The sequence below is a fragment of the Flagellimonas sp. 2504JD4-2 genome, assembly GCF_053642935.1.
Genome location: NZ_JBSIOV010000001.1, coordinates 595,631 through 609,395, shown reverse-complemented (window position 1 = coordinate 609,395; position 13,765 = coordinate 595,631). Strand labels below are relative to the sequence as shown.

Genomic DNA, 13,765 nt, shown 5'->3' with positions numbered 1-13,765 from the left:
TTCAAAGATTTCACCGTCATTTTACCTTTAGCTATGTTAAAAATCCTACTTTCGTATTTTAACAATTATATTTTTTAATGACTGGAACAGTAAAATTTTTTAATGAATCTAAAGGTTATGGATTCATTACCAACGACGACACCGGAAAAGATATCTTTGTTCATGTTACCGCATTGAACGGAGTATCATTGAACGAAGGCGACAAAGTAGAATACCAAGAAGAAGAAGGAAGAAAAGGAGTGGTTGCTGCACAAGTGCAAGTAATCTAACAATAATATTTTATTTTGATTTGTTTTAATCCCGGCCAAATGGCCGGGATTTTTGTTTGTAAGAATTTACTAACTTTAATGAGATGTATCAATTCAAAACTATTCGAGTTATATGTATACTAGCTGCCTTTTTCTTCTGGCAGTCACATCTCCTTGCCCAAGCAGATCGACAAATAAAAGGTCGGGTAACGGCTCAGGACCAACCTTTGCAAAACGTCAAAATAACCATTGAGGGCAAAAAGGCCGTAAGCTCCACGGATGCCAACGGTGAGTACTTCATAATCTCTGCTCCTGGCGATGTTTTGGTCTATTCCCACCTAGGAATGACAACTGTAAAAGTTCTCGTGGAAGATGTGACCCGAATTCTCAACATCTCCATGAATCCCGAATTGGAAGAATTGGACGAAGTGACCCTTACCGCCAGAAAAAGAAGAAATTTAGAGAAGGAATACGCAATCAACAAAAAGATTGTCAAAACCTCATTTGGCTTTATTGATGGTGATGGCCCCACAGGCAATGTCCGGGTTTTGGACATGAGCAGGGCAACAACGGCCAACCTATGTATATTGGACGTTTTAAGAGGAAGGTTTGCAGGTGTTCGTGTTTTTGGTGATTGTTTCACTGGAGGATCCGTGGCCATACGATCAGTGGGTTCAATCAATACAAGGGCTTCGGCCATATTTGATGTCGATGGACTAATTCTAACCGACACCCCTATCTGGATCAATATTGATAATATCAGAAGAGTGGCCGTTCTCACGGGATTTGCTACAACAACCTTATACGGTTCCGCAGGAGTCGGGGGTGTGGTCGTCATCAATACCAAGACCGGTACCACCGATACCATGCATAAAAGCAAGGAATCCTTAAAAACAACATACAATCCCAATTTCTTTGATGGAAAATCCCTTCCTTTTGATGAAGTATCCCTCAAAAATGCCCCGGAATATGTTAAGGCCCTAAATGCCAGCAAAACGTTGTCCGAAGCAAAATCTACCTATAAAGCATTTGCCAAAAGTTATATGGGGTTTCCCTATTTCTATTTGGATTCCTTTTCCTATTTCATGGAAAAGTGGAATGATGAGGCTTTTGCCAAACAAATCATTAAAAAGCATTACCATCTATTCGATAAAAACCCTGTATTGTTAAAAGCACTGGCGTATTTACTTGAAGAAAAAGGATTCTATCAAAAAGCGACGGATACACATACTGAAGTAATAAAACTGCGTCCTAATTACCTCCAGTCTTATCTTGATTTGGCTAATAGCAATCTAGATCTTGATGATTCGAACAGGGCTTTGGATCTTTATTTGCGAATCGATGATTTGATTCAAAAAGAGTTCTTTAATGTTGATTCCGTGAGCTTTGACACATTCTACACGAATGAAACCAAAAGTGCATTTCCACAAAAACCGGAGTATTTTAGGGCTTTGGTTGATGAAGACAAAGCGGACAATGGCTATCAAGGTGATACCCGCTTTGTTTTTGAGTGGAATGATGGCGAGGCCGAATTTCAACTTCAATTTGTTGGTCCCAGTGGACAATTCACCACTTGGAAGCACACTAATATGCATAACTCCGAACTCATACTGAGCGAAAAGAAGCTGGGTCTGAATTCCAAGGAGTTTTTCATTGATGATTCCTTGGAAGGGCTTTGGAAAATCAATTTGGTCTATTTGGGCAACAAGAGTTTAACCCCAACCTATCTCAAAGTCAGGATCTACGAAAACTTTGGTACTCCCATGCAACATAAAAAAACCAAAGTCTTCAAATTGGCCCTGAAAGAAATCAACCAGGAGCTGTTCTCACTGACCAAAATCAAAAATTTGACCAGCAAGTAGTACTAATTGAGATTCCTCTTTTGGATAAAAAAGCGTTTCAATAGTTCGGAAGCCTCATTTTCAAGTATTCCTCCAACAATTTCCGTTTTGGGATGCATATTTCCTCCCATCACATTGAACCCCCGTTCAAGGTCGGAAGCTCCATAGACAACTTTGGAAATTTGGCTCCAATATAACGCCCCGGCGCACATTTGGCATGGCTCCAGGGTTACATAAAGTGTGCATCCGTGTAGATATTTGCCTCCCAAAAAGTTGGAAGCTGCAGTAATTGCCTGCATCTCAGCATGTGCGGTTACATCGTTCAATCGCTCCGTTAAATTATGTGCCCTTCCAATAATTCTATTGTTCACAGTAACAATTGCACCTACGGGCACCTCTCCATTTTCAAAAGCCGCCTCAGCTTCTTGGAGTGCCTTTCTCATAAAATAGGTGTCATCAAACGGATTCTCCACGATATTCCAATAATTTTTTTAAGATGGCTAAGCTACGCATAAAATAATTTTACCGATTATAGGTATTTTTGTTTTTTGAATTCTTGAAAGAACTTTTAACACATATCAACTCTCCGTCAGATCTTAAAAAACTGCCCTTGGACAGCTTATCAAAAGTCGCTAAGGAGCTCAGGGATTTTATTATTGATATTGTATCCACTAAAGAAGGTCATCTTGGCGCCAGTCTGGGCGTCGTGGAACTTACTATTGCTTTACACTATGTTTTCGATACACCATATGATAAATTGATTTGGGATGTTGGACACCAAGCCTATGGCCATAAAATATTGACAGGCAGGAAAAGTATTTTTGACACAAACAGACAATTAGGTGGCATTAGTGGATTTCCCAAACGAAGTGAAAGTGAATTTGATGATTTTGGCACTGGTCACAGTTCCACCGCTATTTCTGCCATTCTGGGAATGGCCATGGCTTCCAAACTAAAAGGGGATTCCGAAAAGCAACATATTGCCGTGGTGGGAGATGCCTCAATCGCCAGCGGAATGGCTTTTGAAGGACTAAATCATCTCGGGGTGACGGATGTGAATGCACTCATCATATTAAATGATAATGCCATAGGAATAGACCCCAGTGTTGGGGCGTTAAAAAAGTACCTGACCAACGTAAAAGCGGGTACGGCCAAGGACGAAAACATCTTTGAATGCCTGAACCTGGATTATTCCGGTCCCATTGACGGCCATGATATTGAAAAGTTGGTTGAAGAATTGCAACGTTTGAAATCAGTCGATGGACCCAAACTTTTGCATATAATTACCACAAAGGGCAAGGGATTAAAAAAAGCAGAAGAAAATCAAGTTGTTTATCACGCACCAGGAAAATTTGATAAAACCACAGGTGAGCAAGTAAAAAAATCGCAAGAAACCCTTCCTCCCAAATATCAAGATGTTTTTGGGCACACCATCGTTGAGCTGGCCAAGAAAAATAAGAAAATAGTGGGTATTACCCCTGCCATGCCCACTGGGAGCTCCCTAAAATTCATGATGGATGAAATCCCGGATAGAGCTTTTGATGTGGGTATCGCCGAACAACATGCAGTGACATTGGCCGCGGGAATGGCCACCCAGGGGCTGGTTCCTTTTTGCAATATCTATTCCACCTTTCTGCAACGTGCCTATGATCAAGTGATTCATGATGTCGCTTTGCAGAACCTTCCGGTGGTTTTCTGTTTGGACAGGGCTGGTCTTGTCGGACAGGATGGTGCCACCCATCACGGTGTTTTCGATTTGGCGTATTTAAGATGCATCCCTAACCTTATCGTTTTTGCGCCAATGGATGAAATGGAACTTCGCAATATCATGTTCACCTCACAATTGGGATTGGATGGTCCAATTGCCATTCGATATCCAAGGGGAAAAGGTGTAAATCTGAATTGGAAAAACAACTACGAAACTATCGAAATAGGGACAGGCCGTTGCTTGAAGGAAGGAAGCGAAATAGCAATTTTATCCGTTGGACATATCGGCAATTCGGTTTCCAAAATTATTAAGAATATAGACGATTCGGACTCCATTGGACATTATGATATGCGATTTGTGAAACCGCTGGATGAGAAAATACTGCATGCTGTCTTCAAAAAGTACAATCAAATTATCACCGTAGAGGACGGCTGTGAAAGGGGGGGATTTGGTTCAGCAATTCTCGAATTTGCCAACGCCCATGGCCATACCAAACCCGTTAAAATATTTGCGGTTCCAGATAAGTTTGTTGAACATGGAACAATTCAAGAAACCCATAACATAGCTGGTATAGATTTTGATGCAGTGCTTTCTTATATAAAATCAACCTTGACCCAATGCGACCAATAATTTGTTTTTTGTTTTTTTTCCTCTGCGTTTTTCTGTCATTAAATGCCCAGATAAACCCATTGCAGGTTTTTGAACAAAATCCGGATACCACAACAACTGAATTTCAGGTGGTTCGAATTAAAGACGTTAAACTGAAGTATGTCACCAGGGGCGCCAAACTCACGGACCCCAGAACCGTCCTCAACAGAATAAAACCTTTGCAAAAAAAATATAGACGCTTTGTTCCTCAATCATTTTGGGACAAGACCAACGAACTTGGGCTCAACATCAATGAGGTTGCCTTTGTAAATTGGAATGCAGGGGGGGATAATTCGGTTTCCGCGCTAGCCAATATGCGTTTTAGTCGCAATTACAAGTTCCGCTACCTCACTTGGAATAATGAGCTTCGTTTGCGCTATGGATTAAATGCCCAGGAAGGAAGGCAATTGAGGAAAACGGATGATCAGATCAGGCTTTCATCAACCTTTGGTTTTAGAAAAGACACCATAACAAATTGGTATTACTCGGTAAAGGCCAATTTCAACACCCAATTTTCCAACGGGTACAAATATCCCAATCGAGACAATCCAATTTCAGCTTTTATGGCGCCTGGTTATTTGTTTTTGGGTGCTGGAACCTCATACATTCCAGATGGAAAGAAATTTAATTTGTACATATCGCCCATTACCCAAAAAGCCACATTTGTTTTGGATGAAGACCTATCCAACCAAGGTGTATTTGGGGTAGAAGCTGGAGAGCACCTATTTATGGAAATCGGGTTCTTGATTACCAATTCTTGGGAGAAAGAAGTGCTTAAAAACGTATTTATGAACCATCGTATCAGTTTATATACCGACTACCTTTTGAGCTTTGGCAATGTTGATTTGGATTGGGAACTGAACTTTAATCTAAAGGTCAATAAATACATCAATGCCAATATCGGTACGCATGTAATTTTTGATGATGATATCAAGTTTGATGAAGTCACCGATGCGGACGGAAACGTTACCGATCCCGGGATTCCCAGAATTCAGTTCAAACAGTTACTGGGCGTGGGACTTAATTACGCCTTCTAAAGCTGCTTTCCCATCAATTTATTGTGGATGTGTACGGCAGCACTATCTGAAAGACTCGCCACAAAACAACAGGTATCCAATAAGATTTTGTAAATCGAGGCCTCCGTATTTCGATAATTTTCAGGAAGGCTTTTTAACAACAATCGGTCATAATTGGTATCCCTTCCTTCCTTGGTGTTTACCAATGCGTTGGTATACAAGTCCAAGATATCGGAGATAATTTTATAGCCTGCCAACTCCTTATCAATGACTTCTGGGGATTGATAGATTCTTTCGACACTCAATTTTATGATATCATCAATTTGAGCTTGATATTTACCATTGTCCAAAAGGGCTACATCAAAATTCCCATTAAGAATCTCGCTTTCATTTGCCGCAAAGACCTCTACGGCATCCGAAATCAATGTGTTGATTGCCAATGCCCTCAAATAACTTAACCGATCACTTGAAGTGGTCATGCCATTGTATTTTTTGGTATCGATTTTATCCTTGACCAAATTGATCAAATACTCTAGGGCATATTCTTCTGGGATAAGCCCTAAGTTTATCCCATCTTCAAAATCAATAATGGTATAACAAATGTCATCGGCAGCTTCCACCAAATAGGTAAGTGGATGACGGTAAAACCCAATACCTGGATTGTTCGGGTTTGCTGCTAGACCAAGTTCTTGAACAACATCTGCGAAAAAATCACTTTCCGATTGAAAAAACCCAAACTTTTTGTCCGCAATATGTTTTGAAGGTTTTTTGGGCAGGGAAGCCTTCGGGTATTTCATAAAGGCACCCAAAGTCGCATAACTTAGGCGAAGTCCTCCGGGCACTCCAGCCCTGGATTCTGTCAACAATTTGAATCCATTGGCATTCCCTTCAAAGTCTACCAAATCTTGGAACTCCACTTCGGACAACAGCGCTTTATACCTGCTTCCATTTCCTTGCTCAAAGTAGTTTCCTATAGCTTTCTCCCCACTATGGCCAAAAGGTGGATTGCCAATATCATGGGCCAATGCAGCAGCCGCTACGATAGCTCCAAAATCATTGAATTGGTATCCAAGCATATCCTTTAAATGAGGATATTTTGCCAATATCTCCTTCCCGGCTGTTCTTCCGAGACTTCTTCCCACGACAGAGACTTCCAGGCTATGGGTAAGTCTGGTATGGACAAAATCCTTTTTGGAGCCTACGCTGATTGGCAAAGGAATTACTTGGGTCTTGTCTTGCAAACTCCTAAAGGCCGAAGAGAAAATTATCCTATCGTAGTCCACCTCAAATCCCAATCTCGTTTCTTCTTGTTCTTTTCGAAGTCTTTTGTGGGTATCTCCCTGGCGCCTTAGCGATAAAAGTGTTTCCCAGTTCATGCAGGAATTGAATTAGAGCGCAATATACATTTTATGTTATCACTGGGGTCAACTCCTACTATTTTTAGATAACATAAATTTTTAAAACAAACGGGAAGTTTAAACATAAGTTAATCTTTAGATTACAATAAGTTGGTTTTTCAATTGGACTTTTGTTTTTGTCTTAAGGCAATTTGGATTTCATTATATATTAGTTTTTGTCAGCTATTTTTTGAAGTCTAAAATTATGGCCACCTTGTTCAAGGTGGCCATATTAAAAATAACATAAAGCAAACATTAACTTAACATTGGTATTAGTTCTTTGCACCCGACAAAAACTAATATTGAAATGAAGTTTAAATTTTTGGCCCTCGGCCTATTTACACTTTTTTGTGTTTCTTCCCACGCTCAAAAAGTGGTAGCTCCTGAATTTGGTAAAGGACTCTTTAATATTGTCGGCAAGGATAGTACTTGGACCATGAAATTCGCAATTCGAATGCAGCTGTTGGGAATTGCAACTTGGGACGATGGAGGTAATGAAGGACTTGTCAATCCCGAGCAAAACTTTTTAGTTCGCAGATCAAGGATAAAACTTGATGGATTTGCCTATTCTCCAAAACTTAAATATAAATTCGAACTTGGACTATCCAATCGCGATATTGGAGGAACAAGTGAATTTACAAACAATGCTCCCAGATATATTCTGGATGCCGTTGTTATGTGGAATTTCTATGAAAACTTTGAACTATGGGTAGGACAAACCAAACTTCCAGGTAATATTGAACGTGTAATTTCCTCTGGAAATCTTCAGCAGGTAGATCGTTCCTTGCTTAACAGCAGATTCAATATTGATCGGGATATGGGAATTCAAGTGAGACATCATTTTAATCTTACGGATAAGTTTCTGGTTCGTGAAAAACTGGCCATTTCGCAAGGTGAAGGAAGGAATGTCACCTCAGGCAACCTTGGTGGTCATCAATATACAGCAAGGATAGAATTGCTACCTTTTGGAAAGTTTATTAGTAAAGGGGATTATAAGGGAGTAGACCTTAAGCGCGAAAAAACTCCAAAATTGATGTTGGCAGCGACCTACGACACTAACCAAAATGCAGTAAAAACCAGAAGTAATCTTGGGGATTATATGGCAAATGATGTAGGTTTTTATGAAACAACCATCAACACTACTTTTGTTGATGCAATGTTCAAATATCAAGGACTTTCATTTATGGGTGAATATGCCCACAGGGATGCCCATAACCCCGTTGCAACGAATTCCGATGGATCGCCTACTGGAGATATTGTACTTGTAGGTAACGGATTAAACCTTCAATCTGGCTATCTTTTCAAAAACAACTGGGAGGTTTCAGGAAGATATACAGACATCAATTTTGATGATATTACTGGAAGCAGCGACAGGGTTCAATATACCTTAGGGCTATCAAAATATATTGTTGGTCATAAGTTAAAGGTGCAAACGGATTTAAGCTACCTTACTTTCGATAGTGGTACAGACGAATTAATGTACCGATTGCAGATGGAAGTTCATTTTTAAGTAAAAAAACATAACTTTTACATAACATTGAGCATCAGTAAAGTATAGACATTTGACAATTATTTTTTAGATACGATTATGGACAATATTTACCTATTAATGATCATAGCGCTGGCAGCATTGGCCATTGCCGATTTGGTGGTTGGAGTCAGTAATGATGCCGTAAATTTTTTGAATTCGGCAATCGGTTCAAAAGCCATTTCTTTTAAGACCATAATGATAATTGCCAGTGTTGGAATAGCATGTGGCGCCATTTTTTCCAGTGGGCTTATGGAGGTCGCCCGTAAAGGTATTTTTAATCCTGGGGAGTTTTATTTTCAAGAGATCATGTTCATTTTTATGGCAGTAATGATTACCGATATCCTGCTTTTGGATTTTTTCAATACGCTAGGAATGCCGACATCTACCACTGTGTCCATTGTTTTTGAACTGCTAGGTGCCGCTGTCGCGATGTCGTTACTCAAAATTGGAGCAGCGAATGGTGATTTTGCAGATGTAGTCAATTATATAAACACTTCTAAAGCAATTCAGATTATTTCCGGGATTTTACTATCAGTTGTAGTGGCGTTTACCATAGGTGCAATTGTGCAATGGATATCTAGATTGTTGTTGTCCTATAATTTTGAGAAAAAAGCCAAATGGGTAGGTGCCCTTTTTGGTGGAACTGCGTTATCTTCCATAGTTTACTTCATCCTTATGAAAGGAATAAAAGGTACTCCATATGCTGGAGAGACTTTTGATATTCTTGGGGGAATGAAAATCAAAGATTTCTTGGAGACTGAAGTACTTTCTATTGTGATTGTAAACTTTGTGCTATGGTCACTTATTTCTTATGTCCTGATCTATTTTACTAAAGTTAACATATATAAGGTAATTATAGGTGTGGGTACCTTTGCTCTAGCACTTGCCTTTGCAGGTAACGATTTAGTCAATTTTATTGGTGTACCCATTGCTGCTTGGCAGAGTTACGAAGCTTGGGTTGCCTCTGGAATCCCAGCAACAGAATTCAGCATGGAAGTATTAGCGAAGAAAGTACCTACTCCAACATTTCTATTATTTGTTGCAGGAATTGTAATGGTGGTTACTTTATGGCTTTCAAAGAAAGCACGCTATGTTGCCGATACAGAAATCAATCTTTCTAGAGAGGGAGAGGCCAAGGAAAGATTCCAGCCCAACTTTGTCTCCAGAGGTTTGGTCAGGATGTCCTCTAATCTCTCGCAATATTTCAATAGTTTGCTTCCAAAAGGCTTGAAGTCTAAAATGGACCGGCGCTTTGAAAAACCAGTCATTGCGTTATCGCAGGACAAAGTTCATAAACTACCGGCCTTTGATATGGTTAGAGCCGCGGTCAACTTAATGGTTGCAGGTATTCTAATTTCTATCGCGACCTCATATAAATTACCGCTATCAACCACTTATGTAACCTTTATGGTAGCAATGGGAACCTCGTTGGCAGACCGAGCATGGGGTGCTGAAAGTGCAGTATATAGGGTGGCTGGCGTGCTAAATGTGATTGGTGGCTGGTTTGGCACTGCAATTATCGCCTTCATATCGGCCGGTACTATTTTGACACTAATCAATTTTGGTCAAGGCGCCGCAATTGCAATTCTACTGTTTGCAGCCATTTTGTTATTGATCAGAAACTATACGGCTTATAACAAAAAAGCTAAGGAACAAAAGGCCGAGGATAGCCTCAATAGAGCTGAAAGCAGTTCGGTTCAAGGAGTCATTGAAGAGAGTGCCAACAATATTGCCAATGTTTTAAAAAGGACCAATAAAATCTATACCAATTCCATCAATGGTTTGGCAAAACAAGATTTGGAACTTTTAAAGAAGAACAAAAAACAGGGAACAAAGCTTTCTGACGAAATTGAAGATCTAAGAAATCATCTTTTCTTTTTTATCAAAAACCTTGACGAGGCCAACGTAGGGGCCAGTAATTTTTACATCAATACCCTGGCCCATCTAACCGATATTGCCCAGTCATTGGAGTATATCGGCAAAGTGAGTCTTAAACATGTCAACAATAACCATAAAAAGTTAAAGTACAATCAAATCAAAGAGCTTAAAGAGCTCGATTTGGAATTAGAAAAACTATTTGCCAATACCCAGCAAATTTTTGAAAAGAGGTCTTTCGAAGAAATCGAAAATACCTTGCAAGGCAAAGAAGAATTGTTCCAGTTGATGTCTGATAAGATTGAACGACAGGTTGCCAGAACACGCACCGAGGAGTCAAGTCCTAAGAATACTACCTTATATTTTTCTATCTTGACGGAAAGTAAAGATTTGGTAGAAGTAGTTTTTGAACTTTTGGAGCTTTACTACATTGAGCATGACAGCTCCATTGAACCGGCAAGAATAGATCCTGTTGAACCAGCTTAGGTTAATTGAATTGACCATCTAAATTTCCTGTTTGGCAGGAACACTTAAGGTTTCAAAAATTAGAATTCCGGCTTTGCATTAAATTCGAAGCCGGAATTTTATTTTCATATTTTTACATATGCGCTCGATCCTTCTTTGTACCATACTGATTTCCTATAATGTTGTGTTTGCACAGACATTGACCCCCGATGAATTGTTGGATAGGGCCATTGCTTTCCACGACCCTAATAATCAATGGAGTTCTTTTGATGACACTTTTCAAGTAGTGATGCAAACTCCTAATTCGTCCGATAGATTAAGTCTTATCAATATTAACATTCCCAAGAGGCAATTTACCCTTCAGGTTGAACAGGATAGTGTTGCTTATTCCTATGCTTTTAATCGGGAAACCTGTGTTACACGTCTTAATGGGGTTACAGAAATCTCCGAAGAAGATCAAAAAAAGTATCGATTGACCTGCGATTTTGGTAAGAAGATGAAGGATTACTATACCTATTTATACGGTCTTCCCATGAAGCTGAAAGATTCGGGCACCATACTTGGAGAAACCGTCCAGACCAGAACTTTTAAGGGCAAAAAGTACTTGGTTTTAAAAATAAATTATGAAGAAGGTGTGGGGGATGATGTTTGGTACTTTTATTTTGACCCAAAAACCTACGCCATGGAAGTATATCAATTCTATCATGACGAATCCAAAAATGATGGGGAATATATTCTTTTAAAGGGCTTGGAAGAAGTAAACGGTATTCAAATGCCAAAAACCAGAGCGTGGTACTACAACAAGGACGACAAGTATTTGGGAACCGACATCTTGGATTCGAACGGCTGACCATTACAAAGTGACCATATCCAAAGTAGTTTCGTAAAGCGGCTGTTTTTCCATTTTCGCTTTCAGCCAGGCATAAAAGCTCATTACGAAAATGTCTTCCTGTTCCCTGCCCTGCCAATCAAAAGAATGCTCCACCCTTTCTTTAAACCGTTCAGAAGCCACCTCATCAGGGTTTTCATAATAAGCCTTGACCAGTTTCATAAAAACCAATACCCGTTCTTCACCAATGGATTGCAATCTTTTGTTAAAACTTCTACTGAATCGATCAAATCGGTTAAGCACGATATCTAGCTTATCCAGCTCTATCAACAAAAGAATTTCAATAATGTTCTTTTTTACAACCCATGTCCAACCCATTTTCTTTTCATACCAATCATCCGATCGGTTTAGTTCTTTAAGTTCATCATAAGCTTCTGTAAATTTACTCTGTTGAAAAAAGCACATGATGAGCACGAGCATTTTGTTCAGGTCATTTTTAGACCCCTGCGATAAAAGTCGAATGGCCTCTTGGGCATTTGCCGTATAAACTTCATTCAGTGCCTTCAGCACCAATAGTTTTTCAGAGAACACTTGCGAGTATTCTTTCCGACTATCCTTCAGAGCAGCTTCTTGTTCCAAAATCAATGCCTTTGAAGCAGCAAAGTTTTTGTTCCTGAATTCGGTACTGGCCATCAAATAAAGCATGCTCAAATAGTAATAGGTATATTTTTCAGGCACTGCCCCCTTGCCCTGGAGCACATTGAACACTTCGATCATCATAGGGGCAATCGTATAAAAATCATTTTGCAATCGTGCTGTTGTGGCGGTAATAGCCATCAACTGGTACAACGATTTATAGGTAAGGTCTTCATTAATCCTTAGATGAAATTCGGAAAAAGTCTTTGTGACAAGTTCGCTTATTGATATCTCTATATTTTGTTTTAGCTCCGTCTTGATTCGCGCATAGGCCATGTTCAACTGAAAATCTTGATGGGCCAATGCTTTGTTCTTTTCATAGTCTTCAACTAGTCGTGAAAGCTTCCAGTTATTGTTCAAATGCGAATACTGGATCTTGGTATGGTAGATTTCGTTCAAAATAGAATACCCGTCTATAATTTTTGCTTTGCGTTCGGCCTTATCGAGCACCTTGAAAGCAATCTTGTACAATTGCTGCTCAAAAAACACTCTTCCGGCCAATAGCAGTTTCAATACTTCTTGCTCTTCGGAAGATTCTTCATCAAAGCTTTTGCTCGCCACAAAATCGACCAAAGTATCCTGAAGCCTTTTGCACAGGGCATGAAACGCCCTTTTGGCGGGTTTTCCGTACACCAATACATCCAAATCTTTGGTCATTCCCGAATCAATGAGATTCAATAATTTGATATTCTTTACATCACCACGGCGGTTGCGTTTTTTTAAATATCCAGTGAAATCACTCTTCTCTTGAGGAGACAGAACTTCAAGTATATTTAAAATAGTATTCATTTAATCGTAAGTTTTAAATTAATTAATATTCTAATATACAATTAGATAACCTATTTTCTTCCATAATTAATACATAAGTTTTTTAAAAATGTTGTTTTGTACCCAAGCATATGTTCATGACATCTTTGCCCATGTATTTAATTTTAAAAAATTGAATTATGGACAATCAATCCTTGAATGAAAAAAATGAAACTCGTTTTCAGAAAAAAGAAAAGAAGGAAAAATTTGATCTACGACCAACATCAGCTTTTATCTCTGCCTCATGGTCGGCGCTCTTTATCGGTATGGTATCCTATTGTGTCGGTCTTTGGAATGCCAACATGTGGCTCAATGAAAAAGGGTATTACTTTACGCTCTTGCTCTTTGGACTGTTCTCAGTGGTATCGGTACAAAAAAGTGTAAGGGACAGGCAGGAGGGTCTCCCTGTTACCGAAGCTTACTACGGTATAAGTTGGTTTACTACCATTGCATCAATACTATTATTGGTCATTGGGCTTTGGAATGCCAATCTAGACCTTAGCGAAAAGGGTTTTTATGCTATGTCTTTTGCGCTGAGTCTATTTGCTGCCGTAGCGGTTCAAAAAAACACCCGAGACATTAAGTTCCTTGACGAAAAGGAAAGTAAATAATGTGTCATAAGTTCTTAGAGGTTACCCCATGGCACTTACAGCAAGGGTTCTTCTGTACCAGAAAATTACGAAAGTGACTGACAACTAAAAGCA

Annotated in this window: 11 protein-coding genes; 8 read left to right on the top strand and 3 right to left on the bottom strand. The window is 39.4% G+C overall.

Features of this window, described 5'->3' with window-relative positions:
- The first annotated feature begins 77 nt into the window (after positions 1-77).
- Both ACULLH_RS02870 and ACULLH_RS02865 read left to right on the top strand, forming a co-directional pair.
- Positions 78-269: a cold-shock protein gene (locus tag ACULLH_RS02870; protein ID WP_136467780.1), complete on the top strand. Its 192-nt coding sequence runs from the start codon at positions 78-80 to the stop codon at positions 267-269.
- A gap of 83 nt (positions 270-352) precedes the next feature.
- Positions 353-2,110 carry a carboxypeptidase-like regulatory domain-containing protein gene (locus ACULLH_RS02865; protein WP_454087220.1) on the top strand — a complete coding sequence of 586 codons (1,758 nt, stop codon included), beginning with the start codon at positions 353-355 and terminating at the stop codon, positions 2,108-2,110.
- 2 nt (positions 2,111-2,112) lie between these two features.
- Here the strand turns inward: ACULLH_RS02865 and ACULLH_RS02860 are convergent, their stop codons facing one another.
- Entirely contained in the window at positions 2,113-2,562 is a 450-nt protein-coding gene (locus ACULLH_RS02860; protein WP_454087219.1) for a nucleoside deaminase, read from the bottom strand.
- 83 nt (positions 2,563-2,645) lie between these two features.
- Between ACULLH_RS02860 and dxs the strand changes: the two genes are divergently transcribed.
- Both dxs and ACULLH_RS02850 read left to right on the top strand, forming a co-directional pair.
- Positions 2,646-4,427: a 1-deoxy-D-xylulose-5-phosphate synthase gene (gene dxs / locus ACULLH_RS02855; protein ID WP_454087218.1), complete on the top strand. Its 1,782-nt coding sequence runs from the start codon at positions 2,646-2,648 to the stop codon at positions 4,425-4,427.
- On the top strand, positions 4,415-5,482 hold the full coding sequence (locus tag ACULLH_RS02850) for a DUF3078 domain-containing protein (RefSeq protein ID WP_454087217.1): 1,068 nt from the start codon (positions 4,415-4,417) through the stop codon (positions 5,480-5,482). The genes dxs and ACULLH_RS02850 overlap by 13 nt, the downstream gene beginning before the upstream one ends.
- On the opposite strand, the gene dgt is transcribed toward ACULLH_RS02850, so the two are convergent.
- Entirely contained in the window at positions 5,479-6,837 is a 1,359-nt protein-coding gene (gene dgt, locus ACULLH_RS02845; RefSeq protein WP_454087216.1) for a dGTP triphosphohydrolase, read from the bottom strand. The genes ACULLH_RS02850 and dgt overlap by 4 nt on opposite strands.
- 328 nt (positions 6,838-7,165) lie before the next feature.
- Here dgt and ACULLH_RS02840 point away from each other — a divergent pair, with 328 nt between their 5' ends.
- The 3 genes from ACULLH_RS02840 (at position 7,166) to ACULLH_RS02830 (ending at position 11,579) form a co-directional block, all read left to right on the top strand.
- Positions 7,166-8,368 carry a porin gene (locus ACULLH_RS02840; protein WP_454087215.1) on the top strand — a complete coding sequence of 401 codons (1,203 nt, stop codon included), beginning with the start codon at positions 7,166-7,168 and terminating at the stop codon, positions 8,366-8,368.
- A gap of 78 nt (positions 8,369-8,446) precedes the next feature.
- Complete coding sequence (locus ACULLH_RS02835) at positions 8,447-10,750, top strand: anion permease (protein ID WP_454087214.1); 2,304 nt, start codon at positions 8,447-8,449, stop codon at positions 10,748-10,750.
- A gap of 118 nt (positions 10,751-10,868) precedes the next feature.
- Positions 10,869-11,579: a DUF6503 family protein gene (locus ACULLH_RS02830; RefSeq protein WP_454087213.1), complete on the top strand. Its 711-nt coding sequence runs from the start codon at positions 10,869-10,871 to the stop codon at positions 11,577-11,579.
- Between the two features lie 3 nt (positions 11,580-11,582).
- Here ACULLH_RS02830 and ACULLH_RS02825 read toward each other — a convergent pair whose 3' ends face one another.
- Positions 11,583-13,043: a hypothetical protein gene (locus ACULLH_RS02825; protein ID WP_454087212.1), complete on the bottom strand. Its 1,461-nt coding sequence runs from the start codon at positions 13,041-13,043 to the stop codon at positions 11,583-11,585.
- Positions 13,044-13,201: 158 nt separating this feature from the next.
- Here ACULLH_RS02825 and yiaA point away from each other — a divergent pair, with 158 nt between their 5' ends.
- Positions 13,202-13,672 carry an inner membrane protein YiaA gene (gene yiaA / locus ACULLH_RS02820; protein WP_454087211.1) on the top strand — a complete coding sequence of 157 codons (471 nt, stop codon included), beginning with the start codon at positions 13,202-13,204 and terminating at the stop codon, positions 13,670-13,672.
- The last annotated feature ends 93 nt before the right edge of the window (positions 13,673-13,765 follow it).